The organism is Microbacterium sp. Y356 (assembly GCF_059445355.1).
Genome location: NZ_JCAIUE010000005.1, coordinates 108,839 through 127,938, shown reverse-complemented (window position 1 = coordinate 127,938; position 19,100 = coordinate 108,839). Strand labels below are relative to the sequence as shown.

Below are 19,100 nucleotides of genomic sequence, written 5' to 3'. Positions count from 1 at the left end.
CCCAACGGCGACAATGGTCGAACCATCGAGAACACCCCGCAGAACTCAGGGCGTTGCGCTCACCGCTTGAACTCGCCACCCATAGGTTTCGACACAGGCCGCAACCTGGGCGCCGCGTCACATCGTCGCCGCTCGCTCTCCCGAAGATCCCGCGCTAGGCAATGACCGGCGCCGCTGCAGCGCGTGTAAACCGACTGGCGACCGGGCGTAATCGTGACCGGCGTATTGCCCGGCCCGGATACGGTCCAACGCCGGCTCAAGCGATCTCGTGGCGTAGGTAGACGAGGTCGCCGCGGTCGTCGGCGTCTATCCTGTCGCGGACGAATCCAACCGTGTCGAGAGCGCGCAGTGATGTCAAGTTTCGGGGCCGCACGGTAGCCCAAACTCTGGCGAAACCTGCACGGTGCGCTTCGGCAACGACGGCGGCCGCTAGGGCACTGCCGTTGCCCTGGCTCTGAAACCGATGGCGAATCTCGAATCCGAACTCGGGTTCGGAACCTGTTCTGCCAAAGGAGAGTCCTGTTGGTGGCCTTGATAGTCTCGAGAACATGATCCTGCTCAACGGACTCACAGCCGTGATCGGCCTCATCATTTTCCACTCGGCGCTCGGAATGACCTTGCGTGCCAACGCGACGACGAGAGTCCCGTTCTATCGAAACGCCCAGATCATCCCCGCCGGCACTGTCGTATTGCGCGTGACCGGCGCAAGTCTTCTTGTTCTCGGTGCCCTTCTGCTCAGCACGAGTGCCTGGTATTGGCCTTTCATCGTCGTCCTGGCTGGCCCCGTCGCCGCGTTGATTGTCATCACGATTCACAACCGGAAAATCGCGAACCAGTCAGCCGCACACAACGCCAGCGCTCAATAAGCGCCCTCGCCTACATAACGGACTCTGCGGATCGCCCCGCGCCGAAGGCGTCAGCGTCGGACAGCGCGCTCACCCCACCAGCTGTACAGCATTGCCCCAGACCCAGCAGCGGTGGGTCTTCTCGGCAATGGCGAACTCGATACCAACGGCGGACCTCAACCCTCTAGTCGTCTCCGCGCGGCCCGATCGCCCACGATCAAAGCAGCGATAACTGTGAGAAGCAGAAGCGCTGTAGCGATCCCGACGAGGACCGTGGACATCGGTTCTTCAGAGAACATGCTCCACGCGACGATAGCGATGACAACAACAGCTCCCGGTCCCATAACGGAGAGTGCGACCTTGTGGCTCGTGACCCAAGCCTGGGGCGAAGCTACTGAACTTTCGTTCGCAATCCTGCAAGGCGATTCGGTGGCAACCAGCCCACAGCGCCAGCTCCGATGAACGCGACTGCGACGATCGCGATCACGACAAGAACGACACCCATGGAGCCAGGCTATCGACAGTCGAGGTCTGCTGCGAGTAGCGCTTGGTCTGCTGCCGAGTGTCTCGTAACCTCTGTGTCTCAGAACCCATGGGTTGCGAGACAGCGAGGTAGATCTATTCGACCGGGAGCCGGTTCGTTCACGGGGTAGAGTCCGAGCATGAACGATGTGGATCGCGAGAATCTCACCCAGCGCATACAGATCGTGGAGGCCTTGTTGGTCGTTGCCGAAAACCCTGTGAAGCTGCTCGAGGTATGCGCCGCAGTATCAGGCGATCACACAAGTGCCGTCAAGGCCGTGGCTGATGCGTTCCAGTTCACTGAACTCCAGGCATCAGCTGTGCTCGATATGCAGATTCGCCGCTTCACACCCGAGCAGATCCAACTGCTCCGGGCCGAGCTCTCCGACTTCCGTGAGCATCTTGCCCAGCAACTATTCGTCCACACAGGTGCTCGAGTCACCGCATTCGGGCACCTGGAGCGAGACGTGCGCGGAGGGCTCGTTCTTTGGGCAGCGTTCCCGTGGGAGCCGCACCGCTGGCCGTACCGGACAACCGGAGGCGACATACCCATCGAACCCGCAGAACCGTCCAGAGGCGAAGCGATGACCGGTCTTGTGCGTGTTGAAGGGATCTGGACAGGAAACGTGATCACCCAAGCGATCGTTAAGAACGTCGACTCTGCTGCAGTTGCCTCATGGTCTCCCGGTGTCGGCGAGGCGGCACCGGCTGAGATCGGATCTGAGAAGTTCGTCGAGATCGCAAGCATGCTCGCACGCGCCGGTGCTGCGCCCTCCCTCAGCACGGGCGGCACCGTTGATGCGATATTGCAGCACGTCCTGTATATGACTCCTGGGCTCGTCGACGCTTGTAAGGGACTACCCGTGCGAGTCGACGTGTTCGCAGCCATCGCTCCGTCGTAGCCCGGATCCACTTCCGGGCGCATCCTCTCAACCACATCAGCCCAGACTCGCCATACGAAAGGGCCCGTGGACGGAGTTGTGTCTCGTAACCTGACTGTCGCAAAACCCACGCGTTTCGAGACGTTCAGTTCTCAGCAGGTTCGGTCGCACGAGTCGTTCGCGAGGATCTCGGACACGACAGATGATTTCGCTCTGGTGTACTCGCCCCATCCATCCGCCAACGCTGCCGCCGCGACTTTAAGTAGGGTGCAATGGTGGTTTCGAGTCCCACCGCCGGCACACGAATCGTAGTCAGGACCGTTGACTCGCGGCCAAGGTGCTTTGCCGTTCTTTGGACGTTCGGAGCGGATACGGGGCCTCTTCAGCGACCGAACCGCTAATCATGTGAAGCGCGAGCGGTCAACCCCCTGTGTAGGTGCGCACGCTTCGCGTTCGAATGGAACCTCAACCAATCGATCAGCGAGGAGCATGCCATGGTGCAGATTATCGAAACCATCGACGTTGACGTCCCTGTCAACGTCGCTTACAACCAGTGGACGCAGTTCGAGAGTTTCCCTGAGTTTCTCGATGAAGTGGTCTCCTTGACGCAGTCCGACGACACGCACACGCACTGGAAGGTCAACGTCGCCGGCACCGAGCGCGAGTTCGACGCGGAGATCACGGAACAGCATCCGGACGAGCGCGTCGCCTGGACGAGCACCGGTGGCGACACTCATCACGCGGGAGCGGTCACATTTCACAAGCTCACCGAATCTTCTACGCGCGTAACCGTGCAGATCGACTGGGAGCCCGAAGGGCTGCTCGAAAAGGTGGGTTCGCTGGTGGGCGCTGGTTCGCATGTTGTGAAGAAGGATCTAAAGAACTTCAAGGAGTTCATCGAGAGCCGCGGGCATGAAACGGGTGCGTGGCGTGAGGACGTCGACGCCTGACGTAGACCTCGCCGATGAAACGTTCCCTTCTTCTTCCCAGCCGCCAGAGCCGGTGAAGAAGAAGGGAACGTCGATGAACGGCGTGAGCCGCCTCACTGTCACCATTGTCATTCCAGTGAAGGACGACCGCGACGAGCTAGCAAGATGCCTAACGGCCCTTTGCTCGCAAACGCGACCCGCCGACGAGATCATCGTGGTGGACAACGGATCATCGGACGGGTCGGCTCACGCCGCATCGGAGGCGGGTGCAACGGTCATTGGATGCTCGGAACCGGGCATCCCTGCAGCGAGTTCTCTCGGTTATGACCGGGCGACCGGCGACCTCATACTTCGGCTCGACGCTGATTGTGTGGCGCCGCCATCGTGGATTGCGAATGTCGAAGAGGCATTCATCGATCACCCTGACGTGGCGGCATTCACCGGAGGTGCACGTTTTATCGACGGGCCTCTCTTGATTCGTGCGGGTTTGGCGCGACTCTATCTCGTCGCATATGCGCTGGCCACGGCGCCGGCATTGGGGCATCGTCCGGTGTTCGGGTCGAACTTCGCCATGCGCAGAGAAGCCTGGCAACAGATCAGCTCGGGAGTGCATCGTCACGATCCGGAAGTGCACGATGACCTCGACTTGGCGTTCCACATCGGGGAGCATCATCGAGTCGGTCGTCTGCGTGGCGAGGCGATGGGCATCTCGATGCGACCGTTCCGCAGTGCACGATCATTCCGCCGCCGTATGAATCGCGGCTTCCGCACAGTCGTGATGCATTGGCCACGTGACTTCCCGCCTTGGAGGTGGTGGCGACTGGTCGTGCGCGGCGCCCCGGTGCGCTCGATCCGACGGAGATTCCCTCGATAACATCATCCCTGCGTGCCCTGTCATGATGAGTATCGTTCGCGTAGGGTGCGAACATGGCAACGTCACCTCAGACCTCTGACCGCGTTAGGCAAGTCACCGTCTTTGTTCTTGCTCTCGTGGCTATTTCCGGTGCCTTCCTCGGTTCCGGTGCACTGGGCGGTACACCAATTCAAGATGCCGCAGGCGGTGCGCTGGCTTCTGATTCGACGCTGATCGCTCCAGCTGGTCCCGCGTTCAGCATTTGGTCGGCCATCTATCTCGGGCTCATTGCGTATGCCGTGTGGCAGTTGTTCCCCAGCCAGGGTGCGCGAGCAGTGCATCGTCGAGTCGGTTATCTCATCGCGCTGTCTATGCTGCTCAATGCCGCATGGATCGGAGTCGTGCAGTTTGGCCAAGTCGGACTGTCCGTACTTGTCATCGTTGTCCTCCTTGCCGTTCTGGGCGTCACATTTCACCTGTTGCAACGTACGCCACGGAATGCCTCTTCCAAGGCCGCAGCCATCGTCGAGTCCGTCGTTCTTGATGGCACGATCGGGTTGTACTTGGGGTGGGTGACAATCGCGACTGCAGCGAACGTGGCCGCATGGCTAACCGACTTGGGGTTCCGCGGCTTCGAAATAGAACCCGACGCCTGGGGTGTGGCGATTGTTGCTGTTGCCGGGCTGCTCGGTGTCGCCACCGCAGTATTCAGTCGCGGACGCCTGACCCCAGCAATCGCCCTGGCATGGGGGTTGGGCTGGCTTGCGGTCGCTCGTCTGAGCGACGAACCAGAATCACAGTTGGTGGGAGTAGTCGCCGTGGTTGCTGCGGGTGTGGTTATCGTCACTGCGGTTGTCCGACGGATCCTCGCTCAACGGGCGTATGCGTCATGAATCGCCGGTCCGATGAGCGGGCACAGTTCTGCATCGCTCGATCCAAAGTTGTGATGATGGCGTGATCCATGCGTCCGCCAAGGGCTGATCATGGGAAGTTTGAGTCGCGCTCATGACCCGGTCGACGCGAGGGAGTTCTCATACAGAGCTGAGAGGCTCCCCCGTCCTGTGCGGCGAGCGGTACGTTGCCTCCCCGCTCCTGTCCCCTCAATCGCGATCCGACTAAGAAACTCATCCACGCAACCGTCAGCGCCCTGCACTCGGATATACGGCGCGATCACGCGCCGTAATGACGAGAGCGTGGACGCAAACCCGGTGTGCGCATCTGTCAGAGGGTCGTAAACGCCGTTCGTGATTCCATATCTTGACGCGTGCCATAGCTCGGAATCAAGTACATGCGTGCGCACCGGCGTCGGCCGGCGCGACGAATCAGCGGATGCATGGGCGAGAGCCCTCAGTATTGATGCCATGGCCAGCGCCGATGCGGTGTCCAGTTGAGTGTCACAGATACGGATCTCCACCGTGGGGAAACGAGCAGAAAGCCTGACACCCCAACCGTTGCTGCTGTATTCGGTCGTTGCACCGATGCCCAGCAACCGCGTACACAGTGACTCATATTCTTCGAAGTCATGAATGAACGGGGGCGTCCCAAAAGTCGTCCAGCGGCGCATCTGAATTGATCGCCAACTGTGGTGCCCCGTATCCTCGCCAGCCCAGAAAGGTGAGTTCGAAGATAGCGCAACCAGGATCGGGAGCCACGGACGAAGGCCGTTGACCACTTGCACGCCCTCGTCCCCGCTGGACACCCCGACATGCACATGCATCCCATTGACCAGATGTTCCCCAGCAAGCATTCCAACATCGTGCGCGATGCGCTCATAACGTTCTGACGGAAACTTTGGCAGCTCCTGCGGAGTTTCATATGGCGTTCCACTGCCGATTGCGATCAGATCATGCTTTTTAGCCCATGCTTTCAACTCGACGCGAAAACCATGTAGCTCGTCTCTTGCTTCATCGAGGCTCTGGCACACGTTGGTGGCGTATTCGACTTGAGACGACAAGAACTCGTTCGTGACCTCGCCACGGTGCGGGAGCGCCCCGAGCTCAACGACAGCTTCGCTGGCAAGATCGACGGGCGCAAGTGTCTGTGAGTGCACGAGGATGAACTCCTCTTCAATCCCGAAGGTGTTCAGCATGTGAGGACCTCGCACGAGCCTGCCCTTGATCTCACGAACCACGTATTAGGCATCGCGCTCCCTTGTTTCACGCAAAGACTGACGCTTTCCGTTTGCGCGTGCGAGGGGGTTGACAATTCAGGAGTTCGCCTCCGATTGGCGTCCACGCGGATAGGGCCACAACGCATGGTTGACCATCTTTGGAGCATTCCTCTGCCGGCCTATTCACGCCTCGCCAAATCCACCAGGATGGGTGACATGGCAGACGGATACAACCCTGAGTTCCTGACGACGCCGCTCCCTCTCCCCCACCCCGCACGCGATGTGCGAACGCTCCCCTACCCGCGGTTTTCCGTGCTGCTGGATGTGGAGCGCAAGCTCGCCGCAGTCACAGCCGTGAACATCGACGGTGCGACCCTGCGCGAAGTACCCCGCACGGGCGATTGGCGCCTCGACTCCCGAGTCGACGATGACGAACAAACCGGTCCCGATGTCTATGCGCGAAATGAGCTCGACCGTGGGCATCTGGTGCGCAGACGCGACCCCGGCTGGGGAACCGCCGACGAAGCACGCGAAGCGACAGAGGCAACCTTCTTCTACCCGAATGCTGCGCCTCAAGCGGCCGGATTCAATCAGTCAAAAGAACTGTGGCTCGGCCTCGAAGACCACGTCCTCGCCTACGCAGAGGCAACCGACCAACGCCTTTCTGTCTTCACTGCCCCGGTACTCCAGGACGACGATCCGGCCTATCGCGGTATCCAAATCCCTCGTCACTTTTGGAAGATCGCCGCTTGGCAGGGGCCAAATGGTCTCCAAGCGGCAGGGTTCCTTCTCGATCAATCCGAGCTCATTATCATCCGTGACGAACTACGGGCGGCGCCACCATTGGCGGCGTTCCGCACTTTTCAGGTTCCGGTCGTGGCTATCGCCGACATCACCGGCATCGACCTCGGGCCTCTGGCAGACGCAGACGTACTTCCCGAACAAACCGTGCGCACTCGAACATGGAAAGCCCTAGAGACAGCTCGCGAGATCGTCCTCTGAAAGCACGCAAGCACAGGTGCCCTAGCGCGTTGCGGCGGCCAGTGCCGCGCGGATCGCGTGTTCATCAACCGGCTGGCCGTTCACGTCAGAGGACGATGCGTAGGGGGTCCCCCACACCGGCGTGCCCGTCGCCTGCCGCCAGCTTTCGGCCAGCGGGCCTGCGTCCACCACGCTGTACCCAATGGAGTCGATGAATTCGGTCACGGCCGCCTTCGCCGGCGCAGAGTCGCTAGCGACCGGCAGGTAAGAGCGGTCGGCCGCATCTGCCCGGCGCGCGAGCGACAGTAGGTGAGTGAAGGAGATGTTGTTGAACGCCTTCACGAGCACGGCGCCCGGGATGTACCGCTGCAGTAGCTCGGTCGAGGTGAGCGATGGGCCGTCCAGCTCGAGGATGTGCCCGTCACGCTCAGGGCCGTAGTTGGTCGTGTCGATGACCGTCTTTCCCGCCAGTGACGCGGCGGGCAAGTGAGAAAATGCGTTGACCGGCACCGAGACCACCACAATGTCACCTGCCGCGGCGGCCTCCGCGCTCGTTGCCGCGGATGCCTGCGGCCCCAGTTCCGCGACCGTGTCCAGCAGAGTTTCGGGACCGCGCGAGTTGCTGAGCACCACCTGATGCCCGGCATCGGCGGCGAGGCGCGCGATCGTACTGCCGATGTATCCGCTTCCGATAATTCCCACAGTTGTCATATTCTTGGCGTCCTTCCAAAAGAGCCATATTCTCGCCATTTGTCGGATCCGTTGCGATCCAGGCTCCCGGGCCTCAGCTTGCGCGAGAGTAGTGGCCGTTGTCCATGTCGTCGAGCAGTCTGGGCTGGGCGGGCTCCCAGCCGAGCAATCGGCGGGTGATGAGATTGGATGCCGGGTAGCTCTTCGTGACGATGTTCGCGAGGAACCCGAAGTGTGCCGGGACCATCAATTCGTCTGCGGGAACGCTCACCGTGGGCAGGCCCAGACGACTACCAATGGCCTCGGCGATTTCGCGGAACGGGATTCCCCCATCCTCAACCGCGTGCCAGTACTTGCCTGCCGCCCCCTTTTCCAGCGCCAGGCGGAACAAGGACGCGACGTCTCGGGCATGCACAGCATTCCACAGGTTCGAGCCGTCTCCGACGTAGCCGGAGAAACCCTTCTCCTTCGCTAGCGCGAACAGCATGGGGAGGAACCCGGCATCGGTCGTGCTGTGCGCGATGTTGGCGATCCGCACGACCGAAGACCGCACTCCCCGATCGGCGAGGCCGATGATGGAGGCCTCCACAACGTTGCGGGCCCGGAGGGTGCCGCTGTGGTCATTGCGGACGGGAAGCGCCGGGTCGTCCTCTGTGGCTGGCCTGCCCAGCTGCCCGGGTGAGCCGATGCTCCCCGCCCCCACCAGCGGCTTTCCGGTTCCTGCAAGGGCCTCGCCGTAGGCGAGCATGATCGGGACCTCAGCGGCAGCCACCGCGTCCATCCCGCCCAACGGAAGCAGGTCTTGCCTGTGTGCGACGTGAATGACGCCGTCGGAGTTGGCGGCTGCCTCCTTGAGCCCGTCCAGGTCCTGGAGATCGCCGCGGCGCACGTTTGCGCCGAACCCGGACAGCACCGCCGCAGCGATATCGGACCGGGCCAGGCCGGTGACCTCGTGCCCGGCGGCGACAAGCTCGGGAATGATGTAAGAACCGGAATGGCCGGTCCCGCCGGTGACGAAAACGCGCATGAGGGTGCTCCTTGTGATTGATGTGGCAAACGGATGGTGGTGCGCGTACTCCCAGATAAGAGTGCTGACACCGATGGATAGGGTCGTGTATTTGACGGGTGAGCGAGTGAGCTCACCGATGCTCAGTCAGAGAAGTTGACGCCGAGAGAGAGGTTGAAGTTCCCCACGCCGTGGCGGGCCAGGCCCATCATCAACGGCCCGACCGCTTCCAGCCAGCGGGCCATCTCCAGGCCGCCGACATCGAGCGGACGCAGGCCGAGACTCTCGATGAACGCCGAAACACTGGCCTTGGCCTCCGCATCATCTCCGGCGAAGAACACGTCCAACGCGGTCCCTTGGGCAAGGACGTGACCGAAGACAGTGTTGAACGCCTTCACGACGTGCGCGCTCGCCGGAACCGCCTTGGCAATCTCCTGCGCACCGGATGTGCCGGCCGGTGTGACCAGCCCGGTGGCGTCGGCGTTAAAGGTGTTGGTGATGTCAATGATGACCTTGCCATCCAGTGCATCTCCGTAATGGGCGATGACCTGCACGGCGTTCATATATGGCACGGCGAGGACGACGATATCGCCAGCAGGGACGGCGCCGATCGCCCCAGCCGTGGCCCCGCCGCCGAGCTTCGCGGCCAGTCGCCTGGCTTTGCCCGCATCGCGGGCGATGAGCTCGACCGCGTTGCCGCCTGCAACCGCGCGACCCGCTATCGCGCGGGCCATACCCCCGAGACCGATGAAACTGATGCTGCTCATGGACGAGTACTCTCTTTCTCTAATGGTTTCGCACGGTCACGGCAGACGCTACTGGCGCGATCCGATCTCGGTAATCGGCGCGCTGCGCATCGCAGCCCGCGTCGCAACAGCGAGCGAGATCAGGCCGATGACGCTCAAAGAGCCGACGATCGCCGCGCTCTCGATCGGCGAGATACTCGGCAGTAGCTGACCCGAAATGCCGAAACTGATCCCGATCAACGGGGGTGCGGCCACCAGTACTCCGAGCACTGCGGCGAGCACCACGACCATCATGGACTCGGTGCGCATCATGGCCCGCACCTGCCTGCGCGTGGATCCGACCAACTGCATCAGCGCGAACTCACGCCGACGCTCTCCCGTTGCCATCACCAGCGTGTTCACCACGGCGATGGCGATGTAGCCGAGGATCACGGCCAGCGCGATCAGGTTGACGAGCGAGTTCGCAGAGCGTGCGCTGTCGCCTGCCGCGCGCAGCTCGCTGCGATTGACCACGGTAAAGCCGGCCGCATCCAGTGCCTCCTGCGCGTGCGCCTGCTGCCCCGGATCCGTGCCCACGAGCACATAGTTACTGAGGCCGGTCGTCGTGTGAGCGAGCAGCGCAGGATTCGCCATCGTCACATCGCCGAAGCCCAATCCTCGGGTGTAGATAGCAACCACGGTCGAGGTGTCTTCCGTTCCGTCGCCGAGATGCCCGCTGATTGTGTCGCCGATGCCCACGCCCGCCGCTTGTGCCGCGTCAGAACTCAACGCGACAGTTTGCGCAGCGCTCAAAGAATCGAGTGTGCCCGCCACTACGCCCAAGTCCATTGTTGCGGCCGTTGCTGCGGGATCGATCCCCTGCACCGGGTACTGGTCGGATGTTGGATCGCCGAGTTGGACGAAGCTGTAGATTATCTGGCTCAGTGCCACCGGGTTCGCCACGCTGACGCCCGACGTCTGGGCTATGGATGCTACGGCGTCCGCGGAGAGTCCGGATGCTCCGCCCGTAACCATCAGGTCGGCTGTCACCCCGGCCTGCGACTGTGTAGTTGCTTCGGCTGCGACAATCGACTGCGTCCCGACCTGTACGAGGCCGAGGCCGATACCGAGAGCCAGCGGAACGATCGCTGCAGCCAGTCGACGCGAGTTGCTGCGCGCATTCGTTGCTGCGAGGAACGCTGAAGGCGATTTCACGTGCCGTAGCGGCCCGCCGAATACTGTGATGGCGCCGCGCACCAGGAGTGGCCCGAGCAGGCCGACGGCAACGATGAGGAATATAGCGGCTGCGGCCGGCCCCGCGACCGCGATCGTACCGGGGACGAACAGCGGAATGGCCGACGCGAGCAGGCCGATGACCCCGAGCAGTACGCCAGTGATCGTGCGACCACGCCCCACACGAGACGGCGTGGTAGATGCCTCCTGCAATGCTTCGATCGGGTTGATGCGCGCGGGTCGCCGCGCAGCGACCGCGGCAGCGAGTTGCGACGCCGCGACCATGACCACGACGGCGATGAGCGCCGGAATCGGGCCGAACGTGAGCGCGAAGTCCTGCGGAATCACCCCGGCCTGTGCGAAGCCAAATCGCATCACGACGGCCAGTAGGAAACCGGGAATCACTCCGATGAGTGCGCCGGCGCCTGCGACCAGGAGCACTTCCTGTGCGACGATTCGATGGATCTGCAGGGGTGTCGACCCGATGGCTCGCATCAACGCGAAGTCTCGCCGACGCCGCTGGATAGACAGCGACAGCGTACTTGCGACAACAAACAGAGCGATCAGGATGGCCGTGCCGGCGAACGACGATCCGATCGCTACAAGTGTTCCTCGGGCGGCACCGGCGTCAAGAAACTCGGCGGCGCCGCGCTCGTACCCCGTATATGTGACAGCGTCAGGCAGCTGCGCGCGAATCTCATCCGCCAGATCGCTCGGCGACACTCCGTCGCGCGCGATTACTCCGACGACGTCGGCCGCACCGCCGTGCGGCGCCATAGCGGATGCCGCAGCATCCGTCAGGAACACGTGCTCGGCACGAGTGGGTTGAACGCCCGAAGTGGCGGCGGCGATCCCGACGACGCGATACTCACCGTCAACGCCGCCGTGGGCGAGCGCGATGGTCTCGCCAAGTTCCGTGCGCGACGCCAGGTTGCTGTCAACGACTATCTCGTTCGCTGCACGAGGGGCGTGCCCGTCGCTGATCTCATACGGAGTGAGAGCCGCAGAACTCCAGCCGTGGGCTTCGATCAGCGAACCGTCCCAGGACAGTGGAACGGTCGTGTCCGTGATGACGCTCGCCGTATCCGGAAGCGTTCGAATTGCTCCCTGCCCATCGGCGGGAAGCGGCACGCGCTCGGGAAGCGAGTATGTTGCATTCTCCGGGGTCTCAAACGACTGATTTCCGCCCACGATGACGTCGGCGGCGGCGTAACGTTCGGGGTCGACCCCGCCGCGTGAGCCGGACTCGATCAGAACACCGAGCCCGGTAGCGAGCATGGTCGCGGTAAGGACCGCCACGAAAACGCCCATGAGCGTGCCCTTGTTCTGACGGATTCCCGCCCGGATGAGGGTGTTCACCATTTCCCCAATTCAGTCATGCGATCGACGATCTGTTGTGTAGTTGCGCCGTCCTCGTATCCGACGAATGCGCCGTCGGCAAGAAAGATGACGCGATCGGCGCGGGATGCGACCGCGGGGTCGTGGGTCACCATGATGACGGTCTGGTTCAGCTCGCGTGTCATCTGCCCAAGCAACTCGAGCACCTGTCTGCCGGTTCGCGAGTCCAGCGCGCCCGTCGGCTCGTCGGCGAAGACAGCATCCGGGCGCGTGATCAACGCACGCGCAATCGCAACCCGTTGTTGCTGGCCGCCGGACAGCTCTGCTGGTCGTCGCTGTCGAAGATCCTCCAGACCGACCGAGCGGATGATGCGGTCGAGCCAATCACTTTCCACGCGCGTGCCTGCCAGAAGCAATGGCAGCGTCACGTTCTGCTCGACTGTCAGGGCCGGAAGCAGGTTGTAGGCCTGGAAGACGAACCCGACATGCTTACGCCGGAACTTCGCGAGCTTGTTAGCCCGCATCCGTGAGATGTCGGTGTCGCCGATCCAGACGGAGCCACTCGTCGGAGTGTCGAGTCCGGCCGCCGTGTGCAGAAATGTGCTCTTTCCCGAACCGGACGGCCCCATGACGGCGGTGAACGTTCCCCGCTCCAGGGAGAGATCGATGCCCCGCAGAGCTCTCACTGCCGATGGGCCGGTGCCGTATTGCTTAACGACCGCCTCAAGCCGCACGGCTTGACCCGCCGCAGTAGTCGATCGTGTGGACGCCTGAGCCTTGCCCGAGCCGAAGGTGCCGATGTTGGTCATGACGTGTGTTCCCTTGTTGTGTATGGATCAGCTAGCCGTGCGGGCGTTGCCCAAAGTGAGGCACCCCTCCGCTTATTAGTTGAACCGGAGGGGTGCCTCACGTATTCCAGGCAATGGCGATTCCCACAACACCGATATTCTTGAGAGCAGCACGCGGCGGAACATGCTCGGTCGACCGAGCAGGACATAGAGGAGTCAACACGCAATGGGAAAGCTCATTTACGATGGTGGCGTCAAGGTCGAGATTGAGGATCGGGCGCTCACTCATCTGCAACTCGTTATCAGCGCCAAGCTTCGCCGGGGCGAGCCGTTCGCGTTCAGCTGGCGCGAGGATGCGAGTGTCGGTGGCGGGCGGACCACAATCTGGGTCCATCCCGGTAGCTCACTCGTCTACAAGTACTACGGCGGTCGCCAGCCGTCCATCAATCGCGCGTGGGTTGATGCGCTGGCATTCACTGCCAACGCACCGACTGGCCTTTACCTCGTTCCCGAACCTGCCGAGGCTGGAGGCGAGCCGGCGACGGGCGAGGAATTTGCCCCTTCTGCGCGTTGATCGGCGCCCAGGTATAGAGCCACCTCCGTGATGGAATCTATTCCTGTCACTGTCACCCATCCCGCGTGCAGGAGCGCGGCATCACTGCCGTCTTCTGCGACGTGCGGGAGTTCTTCGACGGCTAGACGGACATAGCGGTCGGCGCTTTTTGTCAGCGCCATCTGTACGATGCCGAACGGAGCCAGGGACGCCTCACGAATGCCTCGATTGTGAGGGCTATTCGGCACGTTGACGTTAAATGTGGTCCCACGTGGATGCGACGTGAGCGTGGGCAGCAGCGTTACGACGGCGTCGGATGCGGCATCCCAATGGTAGGAATCGGGACGCATGCCGACGTCCAGCGAGACAGCGAGCGCCCATGCACCGTTGAGCGCACCGGTCAGCGCAGCCCCGACCGTACCGGAGTGCAGGATCGCGCGTCCCACGTTTGCACCATGATTGACCCCGGAAAGCACAATGTCCGGGGCCTCGCCGAATGCACCGCGCGCCGCGATAAGGGCGATGAGCCCGGGCCCGCCGTGTACAGCGAACGCCGGTGTGTCTGCCATCTCGGGGAACGAATGTCGTTCGACGGCAATACGTCCGTCCGATTCTGTGGCCATAATCGACGCGCTTGAGCCGCTGGATTGCGTCGCAGGAGCGGCGATAGTGACGTCGAGTCCTGCACCACGCGCAGCGCGAGCGAGTGACTGGAGGCCGGGCGCATCAAGACCGTCATCGTTGGTCACGAGCACGCGGGTCATGGCGCGTCCTCCACGTCGGTCAATGCGGCAAGCCCGTCCGGGCTCACGCGACTCCCATCGGTCGATGCGTCGCCGCCATCGGCGAGCTCACGGACGCTGACCCGGTCACGCAGACGGATGATGGACTCAGCGTCACCGGTGCCCAGCCCATGGCGTGTGACGTTGAGGGCTCCGGCGGCCGCGCCTAGACCGATGGCCTCGCGGATGCTTTCTCCTCGGACGATTCCTGCCGCAACGCCTGCGGTCAGCGAGTCTCCGGCCCCGCGAGTCTCCTTCTCTTCGAAACGCGGTAGCGACACATCGATGAGCCCCTCATCGTCGAGTAGCAGCAGTGGTTCAGAGGAGCGGGTCACGATGACTGCGCGCGCGCCCTGTTCATGAAGCGTGTGCATCGCCCTGGCGAGGGAGTGTACGGATACCTCCTCGATGAGGCCATCTGCTCGCAGTTCTTCGTGGCTGACCTTCAGCACATCGACACCGCCATCCACAACTGCCTGAAGCCGTTCTCCTGCCAAGTCGGCAATAACAGTGCATCCGTCCCGGCGAAGATCGATCGCGAGGCGGCGGTACATGTCAGCAGGAACTGTCGTGCTCCCCGCCGGACCGCTCAGGATGACAACCCGACTTTGGGCGCTGCTGTTCAGAACCGCACCGTACAGGTCGTCGAGTTCGTGCCGCCCAATCGGATCGCCCTCTTCTTCCGCGACAATGAGACGCTTTCCGTCTCGCCGGTCATGCACATACGCGGATCCTCGTCCCTGTCTTCCGACCGAGACCACGGTGATGCCTTCATCCTCGAGGAGATGTTGCAACGCCATGCCGATCTCGCCGGTGAGCACACAGCACATCGTCACAGACACCTGCAGTCGCCTGAGCATCCGTGCCTGCCAAACCCCCTGCCCTCCGGCGTGAACATGGATCTCGGCACCCTGAGGGTGATCCTCGACAGTGACGGTGAGGGTTGGGGACGGCGCGAAGATCGTCACGTCACTCATGGCCATTCCTCTCCGTCGGAATGCCAGTGTCGCATTCCGCAGTGGAGAACCTGCCCCCGTTGACAGCGAAGGGACCAGTAGATAGACCTCACATCAACGAAGCGCTTCCGCCCGGTGTGATACTCCAGTTCAGAGCAATTCAGGGGTGTCGATCATCTCGTCGACAAGCATGATGCCACCCGTCGAGTTCGCAGTGTTCATCAATCTCTCAATCCATTGCGTGTTCAACTGCGGCGCTACCCTGCCGTCGAACTCAAACCGCAATGGAATCGAGGGGTGGATCCAAATTGTCGAACGTCCTTCCGTATCTCCGTCGGAGTGCACCCAAGAAAGCGTAAAGCTCTCCTGTCGACGCAGCTTCGTCGAGATCACCTTCTTTAGGTGCGTTAACGCACGATCGTCGATGTGGATCGGTTCACCAAGTCCGCCGTAATGAATACTGCCCATGTGTGAAAGGTATCGGGTTTTTTCGGATTACTCAGACCGGATGCATCGTCGCGATCAGCCGATCCATGCTGTCAACCCCCTTGGCTATTGCCTGCGAATAGACGAGTGTGTCATTCACACGAACTCAATGAGGCGATAAGAATGACAATGAACCCCACCCAGACGACTAGCGTCACGGGGGAAAAGCCATTATGACGCTTGTATCCCCGCGCAGTCCGAGCGCGACGACCTGGGAAGTCCTCCCGTTGGGAGAAAACGCCTGGCGTATCTGCGACGGTGCGCACGAACCGACGGACCCCTCACGCCTTGTCGCCTACATGGACCGTAGCGAGACCGGCTCACTTGACGTGCTCTGGTTGCGGAGTCCATGTCCGACCCGGTCCCGCTACCGCAACATGGAGGAGCTCCTAGCCGATCTGGATGCAGCGATGGCAGAGGGACAAGTATCTCGATCTGTCAGGCCTCAGGAGATTCCGCACTTTCCACCGGCAGCATGAGGCCTTGCTACGCGCCGCGTTGTGAGGAGCCAATGGTTTTGCGCATGAAGATCTGAGCAGTGCCATCACCCTGGTCGACCCGCTCCGTAACGCGGTAGCCGCATTCCTCGTACAGTCGCACGTTCGCCTCACTCAGGCTTCCGGTAAATAGTTCGGCCTCCGGCGCGTGGGAGTCACGTTCAGCGGCATCGAGCAGGGCTCGGCCGATCCCAGCACCTTGCATATCGGGGGCGATGGCTATACGTCCGACGAGCAGCAAGTCATCGGTTTCCGAAACTCGAATCGCGCCAACGAGGCGCGCACCTTTGCGCGCCACCCAGCCGTTCGCGACTTCGAGCTCGGCACGCAACTGCTCCAGGGTCTGCGTCAGCGGAGGCATATCGGCGGTGCCATAGATTAGTGCCTCTGAGACGAATGCCGCGCGCTGGATCGTGAGTATCTCTCCGGCATCCTCTGGCGACACCCGCGAAAGCACGATCTCCGAGTTACTCACCGTTCGCGCTCTTTCGACGTCGGCCCAATTGGGCGAGCGCGTAGAGGCCTATGCCAACGATCAGAAGTGCGGCTCCGAAGAGCCAAACTATCCCCCGCTGCTGCGTCAGGAGCAGGATGCAGGACGCTATCCCGAGGACTGGCACGAATGTCCACACCCGGAAGTGCTTGTGCTCGACAGGGTCCCGGCGCAGGACGAGGACGGACACATTGGCGCTGAGGAACACGAACAATAGGAGGAGCACCACAGTTTCGGCCAAGGTCGTCAGATCGCCTACCAGCGTCAACAGCATGGCTACGACGGTTGTGGCGAGGATCGCGACCCACGGTGTCTTTCGACGTGGGAGCACCAGTGCGAGTGCGTCTGGCAGAAGACCCTGCTCTGCCATTCCGTATGCCAGCCGACTCGCCATGATCATGGTGAGTAACGCACCATTGGCGACAGCAATGAGCGCGATGAGGCTGAACAACCACGACGGTACTCCGATGCCGGTAGCCTCCACGACTGCGAGAAGCGGACCGCTGGATTCCTGAAGCTCGCTGGAAGGTAGTGCCGCCGCGCTCGCGAGCCCCACCAGCACGTAGACCACGCCCGCGGTGAGAAGCGCTGCGAACAATGCTTTCGGATAAGTTCTAGAAGGATTCTTGACCTCCTCGATGACGTTCGCGGAGGTCTCGAAGCCAACAAACGAGTAATAGGCGATGATCGCGCCCCCCAGCACCGCGACACCCACGCCTGTGCCTTCTGGCGTTTCACCCACCCGCGAGATATCACCTCCGCCACCGGCGACAAACACACTGACGACCACGATGACAATCACTAGGCCGCTCAGTTCGATTGCCGTCATCACAAGGTTCGCGCCCATCGACTCGCGGATGCCACGTGCGTTGAGCGCGGCGACAACGACGAGAAAGATCATCGCTGCGAGAGTCGGCGGCATCGGGACGAAGGTCTGGAGGTAGTCCCCGGCGAACGCAATTGCGAGACCTGCTGCACTCACCACTCCGGCGGCGAGCATGCTGAAGCCGATGAGGAAGGAGACAATGCGGCTCCGAAACGCGCGCTCGGCGAAGACGGCCGCACCTCCGGCTCGTGGGTACTTGGTGACAAGTTCGGCGTACGATCCCGCCGTGAGTAGGGCGAGTAGCAGGGCCAGAAGGAGCGGTGCCCAGAGCATGCCGCCTACTTGCTCGGACAGCACACCCATGAGCGCATAGATTCCAGCGCCCAGGACGTCGCCCAAGATGAAAGCGAACAGCATTGGTCCTGTGATCGCGCGACGCAGCCGGGACGGCGACTCAGTTTCTGTGGTCATTGCCCAAAAATATCGCCGAACGTGCAAACAGCCCTATCCCTTGACAATCGCCCCGCCCTTATGATGATGCCGCCGGTGATCCGTCGCCCACCGGGTGCGCTATCGAATGCCGCCTTTGCGACGCTGGCTAGCGAGCCCCGTGTCGAGCAACCGTCGAATCGCGGTCTCCGGACTTGCGGTGAGGTCGAGAAGCTCGCCCTTCGCGTATCTCTGGAAAACGCGAGGATCTATGTAGCTTCCACGCGCTACGGCCGGCGTATTGCCGAGCGCGTTGGCCGTCGCAGCGACAGCGAGCCTTTCGGCATGTCGGCGCTCGCGCGCGGTATCAACTGCCCCGATGCGGGCGAGTGCGTCAGCCGCAAGTGTCGTGCCGCGTAATGTGCGAAAATCTTTGGCTGTAAATGCCCCGTCCGTGAGCGTACGGATGTGCCGGTTGACCTCGGACGCGGTGAGCGGCACTTTTCGTCTTCCGCGCTGATACCAGAGCAGTGGAGATCCGGGTCGCCCTTCGCTGAGCTGGGAGATGGCCGCGGCAAGTTCGCTGTCGTCGATCTCCAGGTGCGCACGTTTTCCGCTCTTTCCCAGAAATGAGAGGGTCACCACGGCACCTGCAACGGACGAGTCCCGCCGTCGTAGTGTCGTGAGACCCCGGCTGCCATGTCGGGAAAGATACCGGTTGGACCCGACGCGTGGCGCTGCTTGGTCCAACAGCCGAAACGCCACCGCCAATGCCCGTTCCCGGCTCATTCCGTCGCGGCGCAATGCCATTGTGACCCGCGCCCGTGCGTGCGGGAGTACTTCGGCCAGTGCAAGCGCGCGGGCGAACTTGTTACGGTCCTGACGTTGACGCCAGCGCGTGTGGTACATGTACTGTCTACGCCCAACGGCATCCGTTCCGACCGCCTGGATGTGAGCCATCGGGTCGGCCGCGATCCAGACGTCCGTCCATGCTGGTGGAATCACCAGATCACGGATGCGTCGTCGGACCGACTTCGCGGCGAGGTTGCCGTTTGCATCGAGGTATCGGAATCCCTTCCCCGCACGCACTCGCCGCACCCCTGGGTCAACTTCAGGGTTCGCCCGCACGAGCCGCGACACAGAACACGTCCTCTCAGTGGTCGTGGAGCGTCGATTC

General features: G+C 62.2%; 20 protein-coding genes. 7 read left to right on the top strand and 13 right to left on the bottom strand.

Annotated features, from left to right (window positions below):
- Positions 1-256 precede the first annotated feature (256 nt).
- Complete coding sequence (locus tag AC1C2Q_RS18920) at positions 257-550, bottom strand: GNAT family N-acetyltransferase (protein ID WP_495451381.1); 294 nt, start codon at positions 548-550, stop codon at positions 257-259.
- Here AC1C2Q_RS18920 and AC1C2Q_RS18915 point away from each other — a divergent pair.
- The 5 genes from AC1C2Q_RS18915 to AC1C2Q_RS18895 all read left to right on the top strand — a co-directional run bounded on the left by AC1C2Q_RS18915 (position 549) and on the right by AC1C2Q_RS18895 (position 4,923).
- Positions 549-866 carry a hypothetical protein gene (locus AC1C2Q_RS18915; RefSeq protein ID WP_495451380.1) on the top strand — a complete coding sequence of 106 codons (318 nt, stop codon included), beginning with the start codon at positions 549-551 and terminating at the stop codon, positions 864-866. The two genes, AC1C2Q_RS18920 and AC1C2Q_RS18915, sit on opposite strands and share 2 nt — an antisense overlap.
- A 641-nt stretch (positions 867-1,507) precedes the next feature.
- Positions 1,508-2,269, top strand: a complete 762-nt coding sequence (locus tag AC1C2Q_RS18910; protein WP_495451379.1) for a hypothetical protein — start codon at positions 1,508-1,510, stop codon at positions 2,267-2,269.
- A gap of 473 nt (positions 2,270-2,742) precedes the next feature.
- Entirely contained in the window at positions 2,743-3,198 is a 456-nt protein-coding gene (locus AC1C2Q_RS18905) for an SRPBCC family protein (RefSeq protein WP_495451378.1), read from the top strand.
- A 73-nt stretch (positions 3,199-3,271) separates the two neighbouring features.
- Positions 3,272-4,051, top strand: coding sequence for a glycosyltransferase family A protein (locus tag AC1C2Q_RS18900; protein ID WP_495451386.1), 780 nt, complete (start codon positions 3,272-3,274; stop codon positions 4,049-4,051).
- A 53-nt stretch (positions 4,052-4,104) separates the two neighbouring features.
- On the top strand, positions 4,105-4,923 hold the full coding sequence (locus tag AC1C2Q_RS18895; protein WP_495451377.1) for a TspO-related membrane protein: 819 nt from the start codon (positions 4,105-4,107) through the stop codon (positions 4,921-4,923).
- Between the two features lie 110 nt (positions 4,924-5,033).
- Here the strand turns inward: AC1C2Q_RS18895 and AC1C2Q_RS18890 are convergent, their stop codons facing one another.
- Positions 5,034-6,119 (bottom strand): carboxylate-amine ligase, encoded by a 1,086-nt coding sequence (locus tag AC1C2Q_RS18890; RefSeq protein WP_495451376.1) that lies wholly within the window; start codon positions 6,117-6,119, stop codon positions 5,034-5,036.
- 237 nt (positions 6,120-6,356) lie between these two features.
- Between AC1C2Q_RS18890 and AC1C2Q_RS18885 the strand changes: the two genes are divergently transcribed.
- Entirely contained in the window at positions 6,357-7,142 is a 786-nt protein-coding gene (locus AC1C2Q_RS18885) for a DNA/RNA non-specific endonuclease (protein ID WP_495451375.1), read from the top strand.
- Between the two features lie 21 nt (positions 7,143-7,163).
- Here AC1C2Q_RS18885 and AC1C2Q_RS18880 read toward each other — a convergent pair whose 3' ends face one another.
- The 5 genes from AC1C2Q_RS18880 to AC1C2Q_RS18860 form a co-directional block, all read right to left on the bottom strand.
- Positions 7,164-7,832, bottom strand: coding sequence for an NADPH-dependent F420 reductase (locus AC1C2Q_RS18880; RefSeq protein WP_495451374.1), 669 nt, complete (start codon positions 7,830-7,832; stop codon positions 7,164-7,166).
- A 73-nt stretch (positions 7,833-7,905) separates the two neighbouring features.
- The gene (locus AC1C2Q_RS18875; protein WP_495451373.1) at positions 7,906-8,838 is read right to left on the bottom strand and encodes an SDR family oxidoreductase; all 933 of its coding nucleotides are present in this window, start codon (positions 8,836-8,838) and stop codon (positions 7,906-7,908) included.
- Between the two features lie 122 nt (positions 8,839-8,960).
- Complete coding sequence (locus tag AC1C2Q_RS18870) at positions 8,961-9,584, bottom strand: NADPH-dependent F420 reductase (RefSeq protein ID WP_495451372.1); 624 nt, start codon at positions 9,582-9,584, stop codon at positions 8,961-8,963.
- A 48-nt stretch (positions 9,585-9,632) separates the two neighbouring features.
- Positions 9,633-12,137 carry an FtsX-like permease family protein gene (locus AC1C2Q_RS18865; protein ID WP_495451371.1) on the bottom strand — a complete coding sequence of 835 codons (2,505 nt, stop codon included), beginning with the start codon at positions 12,135-12,137 and terminating at the stop codon, positions 9,633-9,635.
- Positions 12,131-12,922 carry an ABC transporter ATP-binding protein gene (locus tag AC1C2Q_RS18860; protein WP_495451370.1) on the bottom strand — a complete coding sequence of 264 codons (792 nt, stop codon included), beginning with the start codon at positions 12,920-12,922 and terminating at the stop codon, positions 12,131-12,133. Before AC1C2Q_RS18860 ends, AC1C2Q_RS18865 begins: the two co-directional genes overlap by 7 nt.
- Before the next feature lie 205 nt (positions 12,923-13,127).
- Here AC1C2Q_RS18860 and AC1C2Q_RS18855 point away from each other — a divergent pair, with 205 nt between their 5' ends.
- Positions 13,128-13,475, top strand: a complete 348-nt coding sequence (locus AC1C2Q_RS18855; RefSeq protein ID WP_495451369.1) for a DUF7882 family protein — start codon at positions 13,128-13,130, stop codon at positions 13,473-13,475.
- On the opposite strand, the gene surE is transcribed toward AC1C2Q_RS18855, so the two are convergent.
- The 6 genes from surE to AC1C2Q_RS18825 all read right to left on the bottom strand — a co-directional run bounded on the left by surE (position 13,400) and on the right by AC1C2Q_RS18825 (position 19,063).
- Positions 13,400-14,218: a 5'/3'-nucleotidase SurE gene (gene surE / locus AC1C2Q_RS18850; protein ID WP_495451368.1), complete on the bottom strand. Its 819-nt coding sequence runs from the start codon at positions 14,216-14,218 to the stop codon at positions 13,400-13,402. The genes AC1C2Q_RS18855 and surE overlap by 76 nt on opposite strands.
- A complete protein-coding gene (locus AC1C2Q_RS18845) occupies positions 14,215-15,213 on the bottom strand; it encodes a PfkB family carbohydrate kinase (RefSeq protein WP_495451367.1) in 999 nt (332 codons plus the stop codon). Before AC1C2Q_RS18845 ends, surE begins: the two co-directional genes overlap by 4 nt.
- A gap of 129 nt (positions 15,214-15,342) precedes the next feature.
- On the bottom strand, positions 15,343-15,660 hold the full coding sequence (locus AC1C2Q_RS18840) for a DUF7882 family protein (RefSeq protein WP_495428971.1): 318 nt from the start codon (positions 15,658-15,660) through the stop codon (positions 15,343-15,345).
- A 504-nt stretch (positions 15,661-16,164) separates the two neighbouring features.
- Positions 16,165-16,650, bottom strand: a complete 486-nt coding sequence (locus AC1C2Q_RS18835; RefSeq protein WP_495451366.1) for a GNAT family N-acetyltransferase — start codon at positions 16,648-16,650, stop codon at positions 16,165-16,167.
- Entirely contained in the window at positions 16,643-17,965 is a 1,323-nt protein-coding gene (locus AC1C2Q_RS18830; RefSeq protein WP_495451365.1) for an APC family permease, read from the bottom strand. The genes AC1C2Q_RS18835 and AC1C2Q_RS18830 overlap by 8 nt, the downstream gene beginning before the upstream one ends.
- 99 nt (positions 17,966-18,064) lie before the next feature.
- Positions 18,065-19,063, bottom strand: coding sequence for a DNA topoisomerase IB (locus tag AC1C2Q_RS18825; protein WP_495451363.1), 999 nt, complete (start codon positions 19,061-19,063; stop codon positions 18,065-18,067).
- Positions 19,064-19,100: the final 37 nt, after the last annotated feature.